The 21,656-nt window shown below is 41.9% G+C and carries 21 protein-coding genes; 14 read left to right on the top strand and 7 right to left on the bottom strand.

Features of this window, described 5'->3' with window-relative positions:
• Positions 1-2: 2 nt before the first annotated feature.
• The gene (nth, locus tag QMN06_RS04420) at positions 3-644 is read left to right on the top strand and encodes an endonuclease III (RefSeq protein WP_281971722.1); all 642 of its coding nucleotides are present in this window, start codon (positions 3-5) and stop codon (positions 642-644) included.
• Complete coding sequence (locus QMN06_RS04425; RefSeq protein WP_281971328.1) at positions 637-1,062, top strand: DUF1841 family protein; 426 nt, start codon at positions 637-639, stop codon at positions 1,060-1,062. The genes nth and QMN06_RS04425 overlap by 8 nt, the downstream gene beginning before the upstream one ends.
• On the opposite strand, the gene rsxB is transcribed toward QMN06_RS04425, so the two are convergent.
• The 3 genes from rsxB to QMN06_RS04440 form a co-directional block, all read right to left on the bottom strand.
• Positions 1,046-1,753, bottom strand: coding sequence for an electron transport complex subunit RsxB (gene rsxB / locus QMN06_RS04430; protein WP_281971329.1), 708 nt, complete (start codon positions 1,751-1,753; stop codon positions 1,046-1,048). The two genes, QMN06_RS04425 and rsxB, sit on opposite strands and share 17 nt — an antisense overlap.
• A 13-nt stretch (positions 1,754-1,766) precedes the next feature.
• Complete coding sequence (gene phaZ, locus QMN06_RS04435; RefSeq protein ID WP_281971330.1) at positions 1,767-3,218, bottom strand: polyhydroxyalkanoate depolymerase; 1,452 nt, start codon at positions 3,216-3,218, stop codon at positions 1,767-1,769.
• A gap of 149 nt (positions 3,219-3,367) precedes the next feature.
• Positions 3,368-4,564, bottom strand: coding sequence for an amino acid aminotransferase (locus QMN06_RS04440; protein ID WP_281971331.1), 1,197 nt, complete (start codon positions 4,562-4,564; stop codon positions 3,368-3,370).
• Between the two features lie 152 nt (positions 4,565-4,716).
• Between QMN06_RS04440 and uvrB the strand changes: the two genes are divergently transcribed.
• The 9 genes from uvrB (at position 4,717) to QMN06_RS04485 (ending at position 13,374) form a co-directional block, all read left to right on the top strand.
• Positions 4,717-6,837 (top strand): excinuclease ABC subunit UvrB, encoded by a 2,121-nt coding sequence (uvrB, locus tag QMN06_RS04445; RefSeq protein ID WP_281971332.1) that lies wholly within the window; start codon positions 4,717-4,719, stop codon positions 6,835-6,837.
• A gap of 134 nt (positions 6,838-6,971) precedes the next feature.
• On the top strand, positions 6,972-7,556 hold the full coding sequence (locus QMN06_RS04450) for a Fe-S cluster assembly transcription factor (RefSeq protein WP_281971333.1): 585 nt from the start codon (positions 6,972-6,974) through the stop codon (positions 7,554-7,556).
• 59 nt (positions 7,557-7,615) lie between these two features.
• The gene (locus tag QMN06_RS04455; RefSeq protein WP_281971723.1) at positions 7,616-8,836 is read left to right on the top strand and encodes an IscS subfamily cysteine desulfurase; all 1,221 of its coding nucleotides are present in this window, start codon (positions 7,616-7,618) and stop codon (positions 8,834-8,836) included.
• Between the two features lie 20 nt (positions 8,837-8,856).
• On the top strand, positions 8,857-9,240 hold the full coding sequence (gene iscU / locus QMN06_RS04460; RefSeq protein WP_281971334.1) for a Fe-S cluster assembly scaffold IscU: 384 nt from the start codon (positions 8,857-8,859) through the stop codon (positions 9,238-9,240).
• A gap of 17 nt (positions 9,241-9,257) precedes the next feature.
• A complete protein-coding gene (gene iscA / locus QMN06_RS04465) occupies positions 9,258-9,581 on the top strand; it encodes an iron-sulfur cluster assembly protein IscA (protein ID WP_281971335.1) in 324 nt (107 codons plus the stop codon).
• Positions 9,559-10,101, top strand: coding sequence for a Fe-S protein assembly co-chaperone HscB (gene hscB / locus QMN06_RS04470; RefSeq protein ID WP_281971336.1), 543 nt, complete (start codon positions 9,559-9,561; stop codon positions 10,099-10,101). Before iscA ends, hscB begins: the two co-directional genes overlap by 23 nt.
• On the top strand, positions 10,101-11,969 hold the full coding sequence (gene hscA / locus QMN06_RS04475) for a Fe-S protein assembly chaperone HscA (protein ID WP_281971337.1): 1,869 nt from the start codon (positions 10,101-10,103) through the stop codon (positions 11,967-11,969). The genes hscB and hscA overlap by 1 nt, the downstream gene beginning before the upstream one ends.
• A gap of 12 nt (positions 11,970-11,981) precedes the next feature.
• Entirely contained in the window at positions 11,982-12,320 is a 339-nt protein-coding gene (gene fdx / locus QMN06_RS04480) for an ISC system 2Fe-2S type ferredoxin (protein ID WP_281971338.1), read from the top strand.
• 67 nt (positions 12,321-12,387) lie between these two features.
• Positions 12,388-13,374, top strand: a complete 987-nt coding sequence (locus tag QMN06_RS04485; RefSeq protein WP_281971339.1) for a tripartite tricarboxylate transporter substrate binding protein — start codon at positions 12,388-12,390, stop codon at positions 13,372-13,374.
• A gap of 30 nt (positions 13,375-13,404) precedes the next feature.
• Here QMN06_RS04485 and lysS read toward each other — a convergent pair whose 3' ends face one another.
• From lysS to QMN06_RS04505, 4 genes are all read right to left on the bottom strand, one after another.
• A complete protein-coding gene (gene lysS, locus QMN06_RS04490) occupies positions 13,405-14,949 on the bottom strand; it encodes a lysine--tRNA ligase (RefSeq protein ID WP_281971340.1) in 1,545 nt (514 codons plus the stop codon).
• Positions 14,950-14,952: 3 nt separating this feature from the next.
• A protein-coding gene (gene prfB, locus QMN06_RS04495; RefSeq protein ID WP_281971341.1) for a peptide chain release factor 2 occupies positions 14,953-16,057 on the bottom strand; the annotation gives its coding sequence in 2 pieces (ribosomal slippage) (positions 14,953-15,975 and positions 15,977-16,057; 1,104 coding nt in all).
• A 40-nt stretch (positions 16,058-16,097) separates the two neighbouring features.
• The gene (recJ, locus tag QMN06_RS04500) at positions 16,098-17,846 is read right to left on the bottom strand and encodes a single-stranded-DNA-specific exonuclease RecJ (RefSeq protein ID WP_281971342.1); all 1,749 of its coding nucleotides are present in this window, start codon (positions 17,844-17,846) and stop codon (positions 16,098-16,100) included.
• Positions 17,843-18,817 carry a hypothetical protein gene (locus QMN06_RS04505; protein WP_281971343.1) on the bottom strand — a complete coding sequence of 325 codons (975 nt, stop codon included), beginning with the start codon at positions 18,815-18,817 and terminating at the stop codon, positions 17,843-17,845. The genes recJ and QMN06_RS04505 overlap by 4 nt, the downstream gene beginning before the upstream one ends.
• A gap of 45 nt (positions 18,818-18,862) precedes the next feature.
• Here QMN06_RS04505 and QMN06_RS04510 point away from each other — a divergent pair, with 45 nt between their 5' ends.
• The 3 genes from QMN06_RS04510 to QMN06_RS04520 are packed head-to-tail and all read left to right on the top strand — an operon-like array spanning position 18,863 to position 21,653.
• On the top strand, positions 18,863-20,143 hold the full coding sequence (locus QMN06_RS04510) for a lipoprotein-releasing ABC transporter permease subunit (RefSeq protein WP_281971344.1): 1,281 nt from the start codon (positions 18,863-18,865) through the stop codon (positions 20,141-20,143).
• Positions 20,136-20,843 carry an ATP-binding cassette domain-containing protein gene (locus tag QMN06_RS04515; protein ID WP_281971345.1) on the top strand — a complete coding sequence of 236 codons (708 nt, stop codon included), beginning with the start codon at positions 20,136-20,138 and terminating at the stop codon, positions 20,841-20,843. Before QMN06_RS04510 ends, QMN06_RS04515 begins: the two co-directional genes overlap by 8 nt.
• Positions 20,844-20,846: 3 nt before the next feature.
• The gene (locus QMN06_RS04520) at positions 20,847-21,653 is read left to right on the top strand and encodes a TatD family hydrolase (RefSeq protein ID WP_281971346.1); all 807 of its coding nucleotides are present in this window, start codon (positions 20,847-20,849) and stop codon (positions 21,651-21,653) included.
• Positions 21,654-21,656: the final 3 nt, after the last annotated feature.

A 21,656-nucleotide genomic window follows, 5' to 3' on the forward strand; every position in this document is an offset into this window, starting at 1 on the left:
TCATGAATCCTGCGCAGCGTGAAGCTTTTTTTGCGACGCTGCAAAAGATTAATCCTCATCCAAAAACAGAACTTGAGTATTCCTCAGAGTTTGAGTTATTAGCTGCAGTTCTCTTATCTGCTCAGGCAACTGATATTTCTGTGAATAAAGCGACTCAAAAACTATTTCCTGTAGCAAATACCCCCCAAGCGATTTTAGATCTTGGAGAAAAAAAGTTAATCAAATATATCCAGACTATTGGGCTTTATAGGTCCAAAGCAAAACATTTAATCCAAGCATGTCAAATCTTAGTGAAAGAGCATGGCGGAGTAGTTCCTCAAGATCGTGAGTCACTTGAAGCGTTGCCTGGAGTTGGGCGTAAAACTGCAAATGTTGTCCTCAATACAGCCTTTGGGCAACCCACCATGGCGGTAGATACACACATCTTTCGAGTATCGAACCGAACCGGTTTAGCTCCTGGAAAAGATGTTTTAGAAGTCGAGAAAAAACTACTCAAAAGAGTGCCTGCTCATTATTTAATCAATGCCCATCATTGGTTGATATTGCTAGGTCGTTACATTTGCAAAGCAAGAACACCAGTATGTGCCAGTTGTCCAGTAGCACCAGTGTGTCAATTCAAAGAAAAAAATATCGATTATGTTTAATCCGACAAAAGATCAAGTTCGTGATTTTTTTTGTCTTGCTTGGAAAAAACAACAAGATAGTGGCGTGTTAACTCCCCTTGAATCAATTGCCGCAAGATGGATGGTCGAACATCCTGAGTATCATGCTTTATTGAGTCAAGCAGAGGAAGCTAAGGCACAAGATTTTTCTGTAGAAAATGGTCAAACGAATCCCTTTTTACATTTATCAATGCATATGAGCTTATCTGAGCAGATTCAGATTGATCAGCCAGTCGGAATCAGACAAATCAGCCAGGTTTTAATGATGCGTCATGATGATGAGCATCGTGCGCATCATCAGATGATGGAATGTCTTGGTAAAGTGTTGTGGGAAGCATCACGCGCTGGAACCGCACCTGATATGAATCGTTATATTGACGAACTTAATCAGTTGATTTAGAGTCGCGTTGTTCTAAATTAGCCTTCGCTCTGGCCATCGCAGCTTCAATAATGGCTTTTTTACGAGCCTGTTCAATGAGCATGCTGGAGTCTGAAGGAGTTTCCTTCTGAATCGCTTTCAGCTTGGTAGCTGCTTTTAGAGTTTGTCTTTTGAGTAAATCTCTTTTTTCGCGTTCAAGCCGAATTTTTCTTGTTTCATAGTGTTGCTTAGCAATCTTCGCTTGAGCTTCTGACCAAGCATTCCAACCGGTTTGATTTTCAGTGATGGGCAGCATCGTAATACAGTCGACAGGGCAGGGAGGAACACATAAATCACATCCAGTGCAACGTTCACTCACAACCACATGAAGTTGTTTTGGCGCTCCAACAATCGCATCCACCGGGCATGCCTGAATACATAAAGTACAACCAATACATTCCATCTCGCGGATGACAGCTAAGGGCCTTGGTCGCTCAACACCGCGTTGTGAATCGAGAGGAAGAGGGGCTTTACCGAGTATGTTTGAGAGTCGAATAATACCTTCTTGCCCACCTGGCGGACAACGATTCTGAGTAGCTTCGTCATTAGCCATTGCTTGCGCGTAGGCATGACAATCTGGGTAGCCACATTTTGTACATTGTGTTTGAGGCAAAGCATCATCTAGTTGTTGTAACAAACTAGATGAGCTTGGCTGGAATAAAACCGTAGTCACTCTTGTAAAGAGTTTAGGCCTTCGACCTAGAAGTTGCAGATGTTCTTGTACGAGTCACTTTAGTAGCCACTTTTTTTGCAACAGCAGGTTTTGCTGCACTTTTAACAGCAACAGTTTTCTTTGCCGCTACCGGTTGAGCTACTTTCTTTGCAGTTGTGACCCGCTGAGTTGAGGGTTTTATGGCCTCAGTAGTTGTTTTGGTAACCACTGGCGTGATTGGAGTGCCTGGGTGTTTACGAATAAATTCAGAAATCTTTGGATAAACGCTTTCGCGCCAACGACGGCCTGAGAAAATACCGTAGTGTCCAGCCCCTTTAACTTCGAATTCTTCTTTATTATTTTTTGGAATACCTGCACAGAGCTCAAGAGCAGCACTCGTTTGGCCGCTACCAGAAATATCATCGAGTTCACCTTCAATGGCAAGAAGAGCCGTCTTTTTAATATCTTGCGGCCGAACGAGTTGTCCACCCACTTTCCATGTTCCTTGAGGGAGTGCAAATTCTTGGAAAACGGTTTTAATGGTTTCTAAGTAATAGGCTGAATCCATATCAAGGACAGCATTATATTCATCATAAAATTTACGATGTGCTTCTGCGTCTAGTGCATCACCCTTAAGAAGGTCCTGAAAATAGTCCCAATGTGAGCGCAAGTGACGATCAGGATTCATAGCGACGAATCCAGCATGTTGAAGGAAGCCTGGATACACTTTACGACCTGCACCTGTGTGATTAGGTGGTACGGTATAAATCACATTGTTCTCAAACCATTCGAATGATTTCGTCATTGCTAAAGAGTTAACCGCTGTTGGTGATTTACGTGCATCGATGGGGCCGCCCATCATTGTCATTGTCACAGGTGTTTTTTCACCATTCGAAGCCATTAGAGAAATCGCCGCAAGTACAGGAACTGTAGGCTGGCATACAGAAATGACATGCAAATTATCAGCGCCAATGAAACGAATGAAGTCTTGGATATAGTAGACGTAATCATCGAGATGAAACTTGCCTTCAGAAGTTGGTACGAGGCGAGCGTCGACCCAATCAGTCAAATAAACCTTATGGTTTTGCAATAAAACAGAAACAGTGTCTCTGAGTAAAGAAGAGTGGTGACCAGATAATGGAGCAACAACCAAAACGATCGGCTCTTTCTTCATCGCTTTAATCACATCGACATCATCAGAATAACGCTTAAAACGCATTAAATTACAAAATGGTTTTTTTAAAGAGGTGAACTCAGTAACAGTTACTTTTTTACCCAGAACATCAATCGTTCTAATACCAAAATCAGGCTTTTCATACTCCTTGCCCAGTCGGTATAAAAGTTCATATCCGGCTGCAATACGTTGCGAGATTGGATAATAAGAAAGGGGATTATTAGGGTTTATAAACGCTTTTGCAGTCGTTTGAGCCCATGAGCTTAGCGGCTCTAATAAAGCACGATTAAATTCTTGGAGTTGATACAACATAACATCAATCCTTTGCCACAATGAGGTAGTTGAAGGTATTAAACCTTTAATTCAATATATATTGCATCGCAACAACTTGATATTACACCAGTTCAGTACTTTGCTTAATGATTTTTCTGTGTCAATTAGATAAAAGAGCCCTTTTTTATCTATAAAACAGCTGCTATTGCTTTTGCAACATAGGCAATATTTTTTGTATTTAAAGACGCCACACAAATTCGGCCTGTTCCAACCGCATAAACGCCATGGTCAGCGATCAAGTGATCTACTTGATCTTTAGAAAGACCTGTGTAGGAGAACATGCCACGTTGGGCAGCAATAAAGGAGAAGTCTTTAGTTGCACCTGCGGCTTTGAGTTCTGCAATTAATTGGGTACGCATTTGTTTAATACGATCACGCATTTGGGCAAGCTCTTCTTCCCACATCGCTCTCAGTTCAGGGGAGTTGAGCACAATCGAAACAATGGCTCCACCATGCGTTGGGGGATTAGAGTAGTTTGTACGAATCACGCGTTTGACTTGTGATGCAACACGAGATGACTCATCGGCATTTTGCGTAACGACGGTAAGTGCGCCTACTCGCTCACCGTAGAGTGAGAACGATTTAGAGAATGAGCTTGAAATAAAGAATGACATACCTGACTGGGCAAAGAGTCGAACGGCGATGCCATCTTCGAAGATGCCATCCGCAAAGCCTTGGTAAGCCATATCTAAAAATGGTATTAAATTTTTACTTTGACAGATTTGCACCACTTCTTGCCATTGGTCAGTACTCATATCTGCGCCAGTCGGATTGTGGCAGCAGGCATGTAAGACAATGACGCTATCAGCAGGCATGGTTAAAAGAAATTCTTTCATGGCGACAAAGTTCACGCCACGTGTTTCCGGGTTGTAATAGGGGTAGTTCACGACTGTAAAGCCGGCACCTTCAAACAGTCCACGATGGTTTTCCCAGCTTGGATCGCTAATCGCAACTTGTGAATTAGGTTTTAAACGTTTAATAAAGTCTGCCCCTACTTTTAAAGCACCAGTACCACCAAGACCTTCGAAGGTCACGGCACGATGCTGGGCAATAATTGGACTATCGGCACCAAAAACCAAGGATTGAACAGCGCTGTTATAAGTAGCAATTCCCTCAATTGGTAAATAGCCACGAGATTTTGGGTTTTCTAAAATTTGTTTTTCAGCGACTTGCACAGCACGCAGAAGAGGAATTTTTCCTTCGTCCGTAAAATAGACTCCTACACCTAAGTTCACCTTATTTGCACGCGTATCTGCATTAAATGTTTCATAAAGACCAAGAATGGGGTCACGAGGGGCAAGTTCAACGGAGGAAAAGAGTGTCATAAGTTATTAATCGATTCAAAAAGAAGTAAAAAGTGATCTATGAATGAATGTAGACAAGCTACATGAAAGCCTCATTACAAATAAAAAATATAAAAAAACTGCAATAATGTAGAACTAATCAAACATACTTCTTCTATTTTAAACAAACTCTCATGGCCTCACGACAATCTAAAGGTAAAAGTGGCAAATCAGAGCGCGCAGCGCCGATTTCAGCCCCGCAATTAGACGAGTCCAAGTTTATTGATTTTCCGAACTCTCCTTTTCACTTATACCAGCCATTTCAGCCAGCGGGCGATCAACCAACTGCGATTGCTGGTTTAGTGGAAGGGATTAATGACGGCGAATCGTTTCAGACCCTTCTTGGAGTTACTGGCTCAGGTAAAACCTACACTATGGCGAACGTGATTGCACGGGAGGGTAGACCAGCAATTATTTTTGCCCCTAATAAAACCTTAGCAGCCCAGTTATATAGTGAGTTTCGTGAGTTTTTTCCAAGAAACGCGGTTGAGTATTTTGTCAGTTACTACGACTACTATCAGCCAGAGGCATATGTCCCACAGCGAGATTTATTCATTGAAAAAGATTCATCGATTAATGAGCATATTGAGCAGATGCGGCTCTCGGCTACAAAAAGTTTGCTCGAGCGACGTGATGTCATCATTGTTGCCAGTGTATCGGCAATCTACGGTATCGGTAATCCAGGGGATTATCACAAAATGGTTCTCACCCTTCGTCAAGGTGACAAGATGTCACAAAGCGACGCGGTTAAACGTTTAGTAGCGATGCAATATGAGCGCAATGAAATTGATTTTTCGCGAGGTACTTTTCGCGTAAGAGGCGACACGATTGATATTTTTCCAGCAGAGCATAACGAATTAGCTGTGCGACTCGAGCTCTTTGATGACCAGATTGATAGTTTGCAATTTTTTGATCCATTAACCGGAAAGACGAAGCAACGTATTGCCCGTTTCACGGTATATCCAGGTTCGCATTATGTTACCCCTAGAGAAACCGTTTTACGTGCTGTTGAGGACATTAAAGTTGAATTAAGAGAGCGATTGGCGGAACTTATTTCGCAAAATAAGTTGGTGGAAGCACAGCGCTTAGAGCAACGAACACGATTTGATCTTGAAATGCTAGCGGAGTTAGGTTTCTGTAAAGGTATTGAAAATTATTCACGTCATTTATCCGGTGGCAAACCAGGAGATGCCCCGCCTACCTTGATTGATTACTTGCCCCAAGATGCCTTAATGTTTTTAGATGAGTCCCACGTTTTGATTGGGCAGTTCAATGGCATGTATAACGGTGACCGAGCACGTAAAGTAACCTTAGTAGATTTTGGTTTTCGCTTACCTTCAGCCTTAGATAATCGACCACTTAAATTCAATGAATTTGAGAGCAAAATGCGTCAAACGGTTTTTGTTAGTGCAACGCCTGCTGATTATGAAAATACCAAAACCGGAAATGTTGTGGAGCAAGTAGTGAGACCAACAGGCCTGATTGACCCAGAGATCCAGGTATTACCAGCAACGACCCAAGTCGATGACTTATTGGATCAGATCAAATTAAGAGTTGCGCAGAGCGAAAGAGTATTAGTGACCGTTTTGACCAAGCGAATGGCAGAGCAATTAACGGACTTTTTATCCGATCATGGCGTTAAAGTTCGGTATGTTCATTCTGATATTGATACCGTTGAGCGCGTTGAGATTATTCGTGATTTACGTTTAGGCATGTTTGATGTGCTCGTTGGTATTAATTTGTTGCGGGAGGGCTTGGATATCCCAGAAGTTTCCTTAGTGGCGATTTTGGACGCGGATAAAGAAGGGTTCTTACGATCAGAGCGCAGTCTCATCCAAACGATCGGTCGTGCAGCACGAAATATCAATGGTAAAGCTATCTTGTATGCAGACCGAATGACGGGCTCTATGCAAAGAGCGATTGCTGAAACCCAGCGTCGTAGGACAAAACAAACGGCATTTAACGAAGCCAATGGCATTACGCCAGTAGGGGTAACTAAGCGCATCAAAGACATTATTGATGGTGTTTATGATGTCGATGATGAGAAATCCCAGTGGCAGTCGCAGAAAGAAAAAGCTAAATATGAAGATATGGGAGAGAAAGATTTAGCTAAAGAAATCAAGAGACTAGAGAAAGAGATGCAAGATTTTGCACGCAATCTCGAGTTCGAAAAAGCTGCTCAAGCTAGAGATCGCTTGAGTAAAATTAGAGCGATGGCATTTGGTGCGCTGACACCAGATCACCCCCTTCCTTAGACCCAAGCAAAACACTCAACTATTTGCTATACTTGAGTTAATCCGTCAGGTATTACCCATGCATGCGGAGGTATTTAGAGGTCCCAGAAACCAATCTGGATTTTAGCTAAATGATTGAAAGATAAAGTTTAAATATGAGATTAACCACAAAAGGTCGTTTTGCAGTAACCGCAATGATTGATTTGGCCATGCGCCAGGCTGAAGGTCCTGTGACACTCGCAGGAATCAGTAAAAGGCAAAAAATTTCCCTATCTTACTTAGAGCAGCTCTTTGGTAAGTTGCGCCGTGATCGAATCGTCGAAAGTACACGTGGACCAGGTGGGGGTTATAGCTTGTGTCGAGATGGATCCACCATTACGGTGGCAGACATCATTACTGCTGTTGATGAACCAATCGATGCGACCCAGTGTGGTGGTAAAGGTAACTGTCACGGTCAAGATGAACTCAATATGCAGTGTATGACGCATGATTTATGGTCCAACTTGAACAAAAAGATGGTGGATTACCTCCAGTCGGTTACCTTAAAAGACTTAGTTGCGCAGCAAGAGCAGCGTCAAGTGGTAGTCCTTTCGCCTTTTATTAACCAAAACAAACCAGCTCAAATTGCGCCAAATAAAAACCCTTCACTCAATGTAGTGGATGCCAAGTCTGCCAAAAAAGAGCCTGCGCCAAAACGATTTATTGTTAATTCAGTATTCAATTTGGCACAACAAAACTAAAGATCGAAGAGAATTCAATGAGCCAAGAACATAACACCCCAAAATTAAATCCACTTCCCATGTTTAGTGCAAGACACTTCCCTGTGTATATGGATTATTCAGCAACCACACCGATTGATCCACGTGTAGTGGATAAGATGATTCCTTATCTTCGTGAACAATTTGGAAACCCCGCGTCAAGAAGCCATGCTTATGGTTGGGAGGCGGAGGAAGCGGTTGAGGAAGCGCGTAACGAGGTAGCTCTTCTAGTAGGTGCTGATCCACGGGAAATCGTTTGGACCAGTGGTGCAACCGAAAGTATTAATCTCGCCGTCAAGGGTGCCGCTCATTTTTATAAAGACAAAGGTCGTCACATCATGACCTTAAAGACTGAGCACAAAGCCACATTAGATACCTGCCGTGAGTTAGAGCGTGAAGGTTATGAAGTGACCTATCTAGATGTTCAGGAAAATGGACTTTTAGATATGGATTATTTTAAGAGCCAGATACGACCTGACACGATGTTAGTTTCCATTTTGTATGTGAATAATGAAATTGGTGTTATTCAAGATATCGCCGCAATTGGTGAGATTTGTCGTGAGAAGGGAATCATCTTTCATGTGGATGCAGCACAAGCCACAGGTAAAGTTGTGATCAATTTAGCCGAACTAAAAGTCGATTTAATGAGTTTTTGTGCGCATAAAACTTATGGTCCAAAAGGTGTTGGAGCATTGTTTGTGCGTCGTAAGCCAAGGATTCGTATTGAGGCTCAAATCCACGGTGGTGGTCATGAGCGTGGCATGCGCTCAGGAACTTTACCGACCCATCAAATTGTTGGTATGGGTGAGGCGTTTCGCTTAGCGCGCTTAGAAATGGGTACTGAAAATGAACGCATTCGTATGTTGCGTGACCGTTTATGGGCAGGACTTTCAACAATTGAAGAAGTTTATTTAAATGGTGATATGGAGCAACGTGTGCCTCATAACCTGAATGTCAGTTTTAATTATGTAGAAGGTGAGTCCATGTTGATGGCACTTAAGGATGTTGCGATTTCTTCCGGATCAGCATGTACTTCAGCCTCACTCGAGCCATCATTTGTTTTACGAGCATTAGGGCGCAATGATGAACTTGCACATAGTTCAATTCGTTTTAGTGTAGGTCGTTTTACAACGATTGAAGAAGTCGACTTTACCGTCGAGTTGATAAAAAACAAAATTGCGAAATTAAGAGAACTCTCACCTTTGTGGGAAATGTTTAAAGATGGTATCGATTTAAGTACGATTCAATGGGCAGCACACTAACCAATTTTTAAGGAAATATCATGGCATATAGCGACAAAGTAATTGATCATTATGAAAATCCACGTAACGTGGGTGCATTTGAAAAAGGTGATGAAGCAGTCGGTACCGGTATGGTCGGGGCGCCTGCTTGTGGTGATGTAATGAAACTGCAAATTCGTGTAAATGAAAACGGCATTATTGAAGATGCAAAATTTAAGACCTATGGATGTGGTTCTGCGATTGCATCATCTTCACTCGTGACTGAATGGGTTAAAGGTAAAACTTTAGATCAAGCTCTTGAAATTAAAAATGCACAAATTGCTGAAGAATTAGCCTTACCCCCAGTAAAGATTCATTGTTCCATTTTGGCAGAGGATGCAATTAAAGCAGCTGTCCAAGATTATCGCGAGAAGCACACGAAGTAATTGTTGAAAGAAAGTATATGGCAATTAGTTTGACTGAAAAAGCAGCAAAGCATGTCAATCGTAACCTTGAAAAAAGAGGTAAGGGCATGGGCTTGCGTTTAGGCGTAAGAACCACTGGATGCTCAGGCCTTGCTTATGAACTTGAGTATGTAGATGCGCCAAATGAGACAGATCAAATGTTTGAGTCTCATGGGATTAAGGTGTTCGTAGATCCGAAAAGCCTGCCTTATATCGATGGTACAGAATTAGATTTTGCTAGAGAAGGTTTAAATGAAGGGTTTAAATTTCAGAATCCGAATGTGAAGGATGAGTGTGGGTGTGGTGAATCATTCAGAATTTAGGGCAAATATTGCGAATTATTTTGAATTTTTTCATTTACCGCAACAATTCTCAATCGACCGCAAAGCTTTAGATGCCGCTTATTTAAAAATACAGCAAGAAGTTCATCCTGATAAGTTTGCGCGGGCATCTGATTCTGAGAAGCGCCAGTCTCTGCAAATTGCTACTTTTGCAAATACTGCGTATCAAACTCTTAAGCAATCTATCAAACGTGGATTATATTTATGTGAGCTGAATGGTTTAGACCCACAGCTCGAAACTAATACAGCTATGCCAAAGGACTTTCTGATTCAGCAAATGGAGTTACGTGAGTCCATGGATGATGTGAAAAATGACCCGCTAGCTCTGAATCAATTACAAGATGAAGTCAGTCTTGAACTTAAAAAAAGAATTAATCAAATTGGACAGCAGTTTGATGAAATGAAGCAACCAGAAGCAGCTCTAATCAATTTAAGAGCTGCTTTATTTTTGGAACGGTTTTTAGAAGAACTAGATCAACGAATTACAGACGTGAGTGAATAATGGCTTTATTACAAATTGCAGAACCTGGTCAGTCCCGAAATCCGCATGAGAGAAGGATTGCTATTGGTATTGATTTAGGAACCACGAATTCTTTAGTTGCTTGTATGAAAAATGCTATCCCTGAAGTATTAAAAAGCGAAGCGGGTCACACCATGTTGCCATCCGTGGTTAGGTATCTTCCGGGAAACAAAACACAAGCAGGATATGAAGCGCTAGCTCAGGCTGCGATTGATCCTCAAAATACGATTATTTCAGTGAAGCGCTTGATGGGAAGAGGCATCAAGGATATTAGTCATGCAAAAAACCTGCCTTATCAATTTGTTGATACCTCTGGGATGTTAAAAATTAAAACAGTGCAGGGCGATAAAAGCCCCGTTGAAGTTTCTGCAGAAATTCTTGCGAGATTGCGACAATTAGCAGAAGACTCATTCTCCGACGACATTGAAGGTGCTGTCATCACAGTACCGGCTTATTTCGATGATGCGCAGCGACAGGCAACAAAGGATGCCGCACAGCTTGCCGGTATTGAAGTACTAAGACTACTCAATGAACCAACCGCTGCTGCATTAGCTTATGGTTTGGATCATGGTTCAGAAGGCGTTTATGCTATTTTTGATTTAGGCGGTGGTACTTTTGATATTTCTATTCTTCGTCTAAGTAAAGGTGTTTTCGAGGTCTTGTCAACGGGTGGGGATTCAGCACTTGGCGGTGATGACTTTGATCATGCATTAATGCAATTTATTTTGCAAGAATCTGGGCAAACAGAGCTTTCTTCGGGCGATCAACGTTCACTCATTTTGAAGTGTCGGGATGTTAAAGAAACTTTAAGTTCGCATCCTGCCGTTTTATTTGAATTCACATTTGCTAATGGACACGCTATACAAAAAAGTATTTCTCAAGAAGACTTTGCAAAAATGACGCAAAGTTTAGTCACAAAAGCACTAGTGAGTGTTAAAAAAGCAGTGCGTGATGCTGAGATTGATCTTGAAGAGATTCAGGGTGTGGTGATGGTTGGTGGGGCTACAAGAATGCCCAATATTCAGGCGGAAGTTGCACAATATTTTCAGAAAACTCCTTTAAATGATTTGAATCCCGATGAAGTTGTTGCATTGGGCGCTGCAAGACAAGCTGATCTGTTGGTCGGTAATAAAAATAAAGATGATGAGTGGTTGCTCCTTGATGTCATTCCTCTTTCCTTAGGTGTGGAGATGATGGGTGGGTTAGTAGAAAAAATTATTCCCCGCAATACCCCAATTCCTGTTGCAAGGGCGCAAGACTTTACAACGTTCAAAGATGGTCAAACTGCAATGGCAGTTCACGTCTTGCAAGGTGAGCGAGAATTAGCTGGAGATTGTCGTTCTTTAGCCAAGTTTGAGTTAAGAGGTATACCCCCGATGGTCGCAGGAGCTGCCAGGATTCGTGTCACATATCAAGTGGATGCAGACGGACTATTGTCGGTGAGTGCCAAAGAAGAAACCTCAGGTGTGCAAACCGCCATTACCGTCAAACCAAGTTATGGACTTGAAGATGGTGACATTGCTCGTATGCTATCGGAGAGTTTTCAGACAGCAGAGTCAGATATGTTGGCAAGAGCTCTGCGCGAAGAGCAAGTAGAAGCGATGCGCTTAATTGATGCTGTGAATAATTCGCTAGCAACGGATGCGAACTTACTCAGTCCGCAAGAGCAGGCAGATATTCAGAAAGAACTCAATCAGTTACGTCAATTATCTGCAAACTCGAATGACGTAGACGAATTAAGAAAGGGCATTAGTGCTCTGTCCGAAGTCACAGAAGAATTTGCTGCAAGAAGAATGAATGCCAATATACGCCGAGCACTAACCGGTAAAAATTTGAATGATATTGAATGAAATGAGTACGCTATGACACAAATTGTAATTTTGCCCCATGAAGAATATTGTCCAGATGGATCCGTGATTGATGTACCTGCAGGAACATCTATTTGTGAAGCCTTACTAGAGAATGACATTCCAATTGAACATGCCTGTGAGTTGTCTTGCGCTTGTACAACTTGTCACGTGATTGTTCGGGAAGGATTTAACTCGCTGAATCCTAGTGATGAAAATGAAGATGATTTACTCGATCGAGCTTGGGGCTTAACCCCTATGTCAAGATTGTCGTGTCAAGCTATTGTGGCGCAAAAAGATCTCGTGATTGAGATTCCTAAATACTCGATTAATCATGCTAAGGAAAACCACTAGATTAAATAGTAGTGATTGAGTTATTAGTGTATTAAACTGTCACCTATTACTTCATAGGAGATAGGAAATGTTCAAATCATTTCAGAAAACATTCAGTATTAAAAAAATCCTAATGCTTGTTGCACTATGTGGATTTTTTTCAAATTCAGTAGTTGCCCAAACTGACTGGCCTAAAGCAAAAAATGTCACGATTTATGTAGCCTTTGCTCCTGGCGCATTTACTGATGTAATTGCGCGTATTGTTGGTCAAGAATTAGCGAAGACAACTGGCGGTAATTTTGTCGTTGAGAATAAGCCCGGTGCAGGTGGTAATATCGCTACGCAATTCGTAAAGAGAGCACCTGCTGATGGCTACTCAATTCTTGTACATAGTGTTGCCTATGCCGTGAATCCTTCCCTCTATCCCAATGCTGGCTATGATGCGATTAAAGATTTTGTACCTTTAGCACTTGGGCCTCGTACACCAAACATTATTACGGTTAATCCAAAAGTACCTGCAAAAGATTTAAAAGAATTAATTGAATTAGCTAAAAAAGAACCATTGAGTTATGCATCTTCCGGAATTGGCACCACCACCCATCTATCAATGGAGCGTTTAAAAACAGCTGCTAAAGTAGATATTACCCATGTGCCTTATCAACCAGCTCAGGCTGTTGGAGCTGCAGTTGCCGGTCACACACAAATATCTTCTACCTCGATGCCTCCAGCGGTTCAACAAATTAAAGCAGGTAATGTCAGAGCAATTGCAGTTACGAGCGCAAAGCGTTCTACATTATTGCCAGATGTACCATCAGTGACAGAATTTGGTTATAAAGACTTTGATGACTATACGTGGGTAGGTTTTTTTGTTCCGGTAGGAACGCCCCCAGCCTTGGTTGAACAAATGAATGCTGCGATCAATCGTGCGATGGAAACTCCAGAAGCGAAAGAAAAATTTGTTTTGCAAGGTATGGAATCCACTAAAAACTCCTCAGCGCAATTCGGTACTTTTTTACAAAGTGAAGTTAAGAAATGGGCTGCTGTTGTGGTTAGTTCTGGAGCTAAGGTCGAATAATAAACAGTAAGTCCATCTTTAATGGACTTACTAGACGTCTTCGCGACGTAAATGTGGAAATAGAATTACGTCTCGAATGTTTGGTGAGTCTGTAATGAGCATCATCAGACGATCGATTCCAATACCACAACCTCCAGTTGGGGGTAATCCATACTCTAGAGCACGGATGAAGTCATGGTCGAAGTACATGGCCTCTTCATCACCCGCATCTTTTTGTAGAACTTGCTGCTGAAATCGGTTAGCTTGATCTTCAGAATCGTTGAGCTCTGAGAAACCATTCGCGATTTCACGACCTGTAATAAAGAGTTCATAACGTTCCGTAATACCTGGACGCGTATCAGACTCTCGTGCAAGAGGGCTAACCTCAATTGGGTAATCAATAATGTAAGTTGGGTCCCACAGATGCTCTTCTGCACATGCTTCAAAAAGAGCCAGTTGCAGAGCGCCTAGTCCCGCATTTTTGAGGGCGGGACCATCAATATGCTCACCAGCTAATTTGAGTTCGTTACGAATAAAGGCAACATGGATTAATTGCTCATTTGTGTAATTCTTACCAGACTGTGGACCATATAGTTGTATTGCTTGCGTAATCGTGTGACGTGCAAATGGTTTTCCTAAATCTAATTCACGCCCTTGATACGTTAATTTTGCGGTACCGTGTGCTTTGATGACCGTATGACGAATCAATTCTTCTGTGAAATTCATGAGCCATTGATAATCGGTGTAGGCCGCATAAAATTCCATCATCGTAAATTCTGGATTGTGGCGTGGACTAACACCTTCATTTCTGAAATTTCTATTAATTTCAAAGACACGTTCAAAACCACCAACAACCAAGCGTTTGAGATAGAGTTCTGGAGCGATACGCATGAACATTTCCATGTCCAAGGCATTGTGATGCGTAATAAAAGGTTTTGCTGATGCGCCACCAGGGATCACATGCAACATCGGTGTTTCAACTTCCATAAATCCAGCTTGTTGCATATATTCGCGGATCGCAGACATTGCCTTACTTCTTTCAATGAAAGTTTGGCGTGTTTCTGGGGAAACAATCAAATCAACATAACGTTGACGATACTTCAGTTCTTGACTATGTAAGCCATGAAATTTATCTGGAAGAGGGCGCAGAGATTTTGTCAGTAAACGTAAGGTCTTGACTGATACGGAGAGTTCACCACGATTCGTTTTGAATAATGTACCTTCACCAGCAATAATATCGCCCATATCCCAATGCTTAAAAGCACTATGAGCATCAGCCCCGGTTTCTTGATCATTGATATAGAACTGGATTTGTCCAGAACGATCTTGCACTGTCGCAAAACTGGCTTTGCCCATGACGCGTTTGAGCATCATACGACCGGCCATTTTGACGGAAATATTTTTTTCGGCTAGTTCTTCTTTGGATAAGTCGTTATAGCTTTGATGTAAGTCGGCAGCTAAATGAGTCGGCACGAAGTCATTCGGAAAAGCCACACCTTGCTCACGCAGATAGGCAAGCTTTTCACGGCGTTCCGCGATGATATGGTTTTCATCAATGAGAACTTCTTCTGGATTGGGGTTTTGTTGATCTGTCATGGCTTACACATTCATTTTGAGACTTGCTTCAATAAAAGGATCAAGGTCACCGTCGAGAACCTTTTGTGTGTTAGAAATTTCCACATTGGTACGAAGATCTTTGATTCTGCTTTGATCTAATACGTAGGAACGAATTTGATGTCCCCAACCCACGTCGGTTTTAGTAGCTTCTAATTTATCTTGTTCTACTTGACGTTTACGAAGTTCGTGTTCGTATAAACGTGATTTGAGCATCGTCATGGCTTCGGCACGATTGCGGTGTTGGCTTCGATCGCTTTGGCATTGAACCACGATACCAGTTGGTAAATGGGTTAAGCGAACTGCTGAGTCTGTTTTATTAATATGCTGACCACCCGCGCCAGATGCGCGATAGGTATCAGTCCGAATATCTGCGGGGTTGATATCGATTTCAATCGAGTCATCCACCTCCGGATAAACGAAGATACTCGCAAAGGAAGTATGGCGGCCATTGGCGGAGTCAAATGGTGATTTACGTACTAAACGATGAACGCCTGTTTCTGTTCTTAAAAAACCGTAGGCATATTCACCATCGATTTTGATGGAGGCACTTTTAATACCAGCCACGTCACCATCAGACTCTTCAAGAATCTCCGCTTTAAAGCCTTTACGTTCGCAGTAACGCAAATATTGACGCATTAAAATGCTGGCCCAATCACAAGCCTCTGTGCCACCGGCACCTGCTTGGATATCAATGAAGCAATTACAAGGGTCCATCGGGTGGGAGAACATACGACGGAATTCAAGATCAGCAACAATGGCTTCAATTCCTTTTTCATCCTCTTCAATCGCTTGTAAAGTTTCAACATCGCTCTCAACGGCAGCTAACTCAAATAGTTCTAGAGCTCCCGTCAGATCATCATCTAATTTTTTGATAGACGAGACAACGCCATCGAGCATTTTTTTCTCTTTGCCAAGGGCTTGTGCGAGTTTGGGATCATCCCAAATCTTAGAATCTTCTAATTGAAGATTGAGTTCAATGAGGCGTCTACTTTTGGTATCGTAGTCAAAGATACCCCCGAAGGTCTTCAACACGATTACGTAGTTGAGTAAGATTGTTTTGTAATGTATTTATTCGTTCAGCTTCCATGGCAATATTATAAAGCCTAGTAAGCGAATTGATTTATTTTTTATGTTGGAGAATCGAAAGCCGCCTCAACATGGACTTGCGCACGCGGATATCCCAAGTAATGATCAACTAATAAGCGGTAGGCTAAGTGGGTTTGCGGGGGAAGGAGTTCCGTATGTCCAAACCAAATACCTAAGATATTTTTTTTCATTTCACCATCTAACGCCTGCAATTCCAGTTTGAGATGTTTTTCTTTTAATAAAGATTGTTTGATGACTTTAAACTTTCCTGTAAAAACAGGCTCAGGAAAACCTTGACCCCAGATTTCATTTGATAGATGTTCGGCCAATTGAGCGTTAATCATCTCATAGGGAAGTTCGCCATCATGTACTAATTTTCGTAGCAAGGTATCCTCATCAATCCAATCCTTAGCAATCGATTCAAATGCTTGTTGAAAGGATGCAAGATGAGTCTGCTCAATTGATAGTCCAGCAGCCATGGCATGACCGCCAAATTTTAAAATCATCTCCGGATTTTTTTTCGAAATATAGTCAATCGCATCGCGTAAATGAAAGCCACTAATCGATCTACCAGAGCCTTTCAGAACGGGAGAGCCTGAAGGGGAAGTTTCTTCACCAGGAGCAAACACAATGACGGGACGATGGTACTTATCTTTTAATCGAGAGGCTAATATACCAATGACCCCTTGATGCCAAGATGTATCAAACATACATAAACTGTAGGTATCACCCGTTGAGATATCTGCTAAATTGATGAGTGCAGTTTCTTGCATCGAGCCCTCAATCTCCCGACGCTCTCGATTCATCGTATCTAATTCCTTAGCAAATTTTCTTGCTTCAAACAGATCCTGCGAAATTAAGCATTTAATTCCCAAAGTCATATCAGCTAGTCTACCAGCAGCATTTAGTCTAGGACCTAAGCCAAAACCTAAGTCAAAGGTATTTGATTTTTGATAGTCTCTACCACTTGCTTCAAACAGTGCTTGAATACCGGGATGCATTTGACCGTTACGCATTCTACGAACTCCCGCAGAAACTAGAATGCGATTATTACGATCCAGGCTTGCTACATCAGCGACTGTTCCCAGAGCAACGAAGTCTAAAAGTGTTTCTAAGCGGGGTTGAGTTTCTTGATCAAATAAGCCACGATGGCGAAGCTCAGCTCGTAAGGCTAAGAGAATATAAAAAATAACGCCAACACCAGCCAGTGCTTTACTTGAGAAAATACATCCAGGTTGGTTGGGGTTAATAATAAGTTTTGCGGAAGGAAGTTCATCTGCAGGGAGGTGGTGGTCTGTAACTATAACCTCCATTCCTAATTCATTTGCGCGTGCGACACCGGCTATGCTAGCAATGCCGTTATCCACTGTAATGAGAATATCGGGTTTAGGCGTTTGTCGCGCAGCAAGATCGACAACCTCTGGCGTTAATCCATAACCCATCGTAAAACGATTGGGGACTAAAAAGTGGATTTTTGTACCATAAGGTTTCCCGAGTTGCTCTAATCCAAGGATACCCACAGCACAAGCGGTAGCGCCATCACAATCATAATCAGCAATGATGAGTATATTTTTGTGATTTGCTAAAGCATCAGCCAAATAAACGGCAGATGCCGCACAGTTTTTGAGTTCTTGAGGTGGAATTAAATGCTTCAACTCTAGACTTGTTTGCTCAAAGGATTGTATGCCTCGAGTAGCCCACAGCTTTGCTAAGATGGGATGGATACCATGAGCAATTAATTCTTCAGCGGAGTTGCTTGAGGTGTTGCGTTCAACTAATTGCATCGTCATTCGTGATCTTCAGTCCAGTGAATTTTTTTAGCATACTCTACCCAAGTAGGAAATTGTTTTTTATTTACATTTTTTTGAAATAAATTTTTGAAAAATCCAAGTTTAAATTCATGAGACTGCAGAATATGACGTTGGAGTTTTCCGTGATGAAAACGATATAAATGAATCTCATCGACCTTTTTTTTCTGAAAGGCCGCCACACTTTGATCCCAGTAATCTTCCCATTGGGATAGTTTGAGATCTTGCGCAAAAACAAAGTGATGTTGAGTAGGGCCTGGAATAATGTGATCAAGTGATAGTGGGGTGATCCTATCGTCTAAAGCAGACCCTAAGAGGTGATTGCTGAAAATTCGATGAATATCCTTGAGTATAGGATGTTGTGCAATATCAGCATGCGACCCAATGCCATACATCCATACGGAATTAATACTAAGTTCACCACGCTCTAAGCGTGCCTCATTGATTGGATGATCATGCCAAATCATCTGAATTTCATTTTGGAGTCTGCGCCATTTTTTTGCAAGACCTAAAGAATGTATATCTTTTGGCATCCATATATCAATATTCAGACCAGATGCCAAGCTGGGAGTATGGGTCAGTAATTCAGTAAACTCTTCCGCTGGATAAATCCAGCGATGAGGATAAAACTCACCTACAGGCCCTAAATAATGGTCTAAGGTTTCTTTCACACTCGTTCTTAATGCAATTTCTTCTTCCGGCGTGATTTGAAGAAGAGAGGGATCCATGAGGACTACATGGTCGCGAGTGGCATGCAAGTGCACTAATTCCAGGCAAGCTAAAGACTTACTCCCTGGGGAATGATACAACTTGGCTGCAATTGGGACGTTTTTGCCTAAAAGTACAATTTCCTCAGAGCTGCCTTTTTGTTCAAAAATAGCATCATCTGATTCAGGTAAATCTGTTGAATTTAAAGAAAATTCAGGGATTAGGAAACTTAATTGAGTATTCATAAGACATATTTTATGAGGGAATTAATAAAACACTAAACTATAGGAATGCAAAACAAAATATTACCTTTCGAATTACCCCTTTTTATGGAGATTGGCTTACGTTATGTCAGCGCCAAACGTAAATCGGTAGGCAAAAGAAGAGACGGCTTTCTTTCATTTATTTCGACTCTTTCGATGGTTGGTATTGCTTTAGGAGTTGCCTCCTTAATTATTGTTCTGTCTGTGATGAATGGTTTTCAAAAAGAAGTAAGGGATAAGATGTTATCGGTCTTATCCCATGTTGAGATTCGATCCCAAGGTGGTATTGAAAATTGGCAAGAAATGGCGACATTCTTGTCAAAGCAAAATCATATTATTGGAGTATCACCGATCCTTTACACCCAAGGTTTGATTATCCGAAACGGCATGATGCGGGGTATGGAGCTTCGTGGTATTGAACCTGATACGGAAAAATTAGTTTCTGAGATACCAGCGCAAATCTCAGGTGGAGCAATTGCGTTAATCCAGCCAGGTGCCTTTAATATTGCCTTAGGGGTTGAGCTGGCGCAGAGCCTTGGAGTTCAAAAGGGAGATAGGATCTCTGTGATGGTGCCTCAAGGGGATTTAACTCCAGCAGGCGTTTTGCCAAGACAAAAGTCATTTACGGTAGTTGGACTGATTGATAGCGGTCATTTTGAATACGACAGTAGCCTTGCTGTGATTCATTGGAAGGATGCCGCTGCCTTAACGCAAAATCGCTTCCCAACCGGACTTCGGGTCAAATTAGATAATATGTATTTAGCCCCAGAAGTTTCCTCCAATCTGAATGGCGCATTACCACCTGGGATGGTAGCCATGGACTGGTCGATGCAAAATCGGACATGGTTTGCTGCGGTGAAGACCGAGAAAAGAATGATGTTTATTATTTTAGCGATGATTATCGCCGTTGCGGCATTTAACCTAGTTTCTACACTCGTGATGACGGTTACGGATAAGCAAGCGGACATTGCCATTTTGCGAACCATGGGAGCTTCTGCGCGCATGATTCAGAAAATATTTTTTGTTCAAGGAATGGCAATTGGTATTTTAGGATCTATTTTTGGCGTTCTTTTAGGGTTATTGGTTGCGACGAATATCGACGTCATCGTACCTGCTATTGAGTCTTTATTTGGAGTACATTTTTTACCCAAAGACATCTACTTTATTAGTGAGCTACCTTCGGATGTTCATCTTGAGGATGTGGTGAAGGTTGGGGGTATGGCATTTATATTGAGCTTATTAGCAACCTTATACCCTAGCTACCGCGCAGCGAAAGTAAAACCTGCGGAGGCACTGCGTTATGAATAATGAAGTTTATGCACTTGTTGCATCAGGAGTACGAAAAGTATTTGGAAGTGACGTCGAGGCTATAGAGGTTCTCAATGGTATTGATTTACAAGTCAGGCGAGGTGAAAAGGTCGCCATCGTTGGCGCCTCTGGTTCCGGTAAAAGTACCTTATTACATATTCTGGGAGGCTTAGATGAAGCCACAAGTGGCAATATTGAACTTGGTGGAGTGAGGTTTTCAGATATTGATGAAGTTTCTCGGAATCAATTACGCAACCAACAATTGGGATTTATTTACCAGTTTCATCATCTTCTCCCTGAGTTTACTGCCCTTGAAAATGTCGCTATGCCAATACGGATTCGGGGCTTTGGACGCCAACAAGCATTTGCGATGGCAAAGACAATGCTTGAGCAAGTAGGGCTTGCAAATCGGCTTGAGCATACACCAGCCATGCTTTCCGGTGGGGAGCGGCAACGCGTCGCAGTTGCAAGAGCTTTGGTGGGTAACCCAAGTTGTGTTTTAGCTGATGAACCAACGGGTAATTTGGATACGCAAACCGCTGATCAAGTATTTGATTTAATGATGACAGTAGCACAAAGTTTAGGAACTGCTTTTGTGATTGTGACACATGACCCTCTGCGTGCGAAACGATGTGATCGCATTCTGAAGTTGACCCAAGGTGGTTTGATTGATGTAACCGAAGAAGTCCAAAACGGATAGATCATGTGGTTTGATACGCATTGCCATATTGATGCGCCAGAATTTAAAGATGATTTGTCTTTAGTTCTTGCTAGGGCAGCAGAACAGGGCGTAACAGGGATATTAATACCTGCTGTTCGGGTAGCAGATTATGAAAAAGTGGTGAGTATCGTTGATCTGTGGAGTGGGTTAATTCCGCACATCTGTTTCTCACTTGGAGTACATCCCTTATATACCAATGAAGCAGTCGAGTCCGACATTGCTGCAACAAGAGATGCGATTGAAAAATATATGCATCATCCAAGAATGGTTGCTGTTGGTGAGATTGGTTTAGATTATTTTGTAGATTTTCTAGACAATACAAAACAAGAGTGGTTTTTTGAAGAACAATTAAAAATTGCGAGAGATTTTGATTTGCCCATCGTTATGCATGTCCGCAAATCACAAGACCAACTCCTCAAAAGATTACGAATGATTCCAGTATCCGGTGGCATTGCCCATGCTTTTAATGGCAGTTTTGTTCAAGCTGAACATTTTCTCAAGCTAAATTTTGTATTTGGATTTGGCGGAACGATTACTTATGAGAGATCACTGCAAATTAAAAGATTGGCCAAAGAATATCCCCTAGAGTCTTATGTGCTTGAAACAGATAGTCCTGATATTCCGCCATCGTGGTTAATGGATGAGGATCATAGAAGAAATGAGCCTGCCCATTTGCCAAGGATTGCAGAGTTTTTTGCTAAAGAAAGATCGATTGATCTAGACACATTAGCAAAAGCGAATTTAGATAATATCAAACGCGTTTTACCACGCACCAAAAACTTCCTTTAAAAC

Origin of the sequence: Polynucleobacter sp. SHI8, from assembly GCF_027944005.1 — a bacterium.
Lineage (GTDB): Bacteria > Pseudomonadota > Gammaproteobacteria > Burkholderiales > Burkholderiaceae > Polynucleobacter.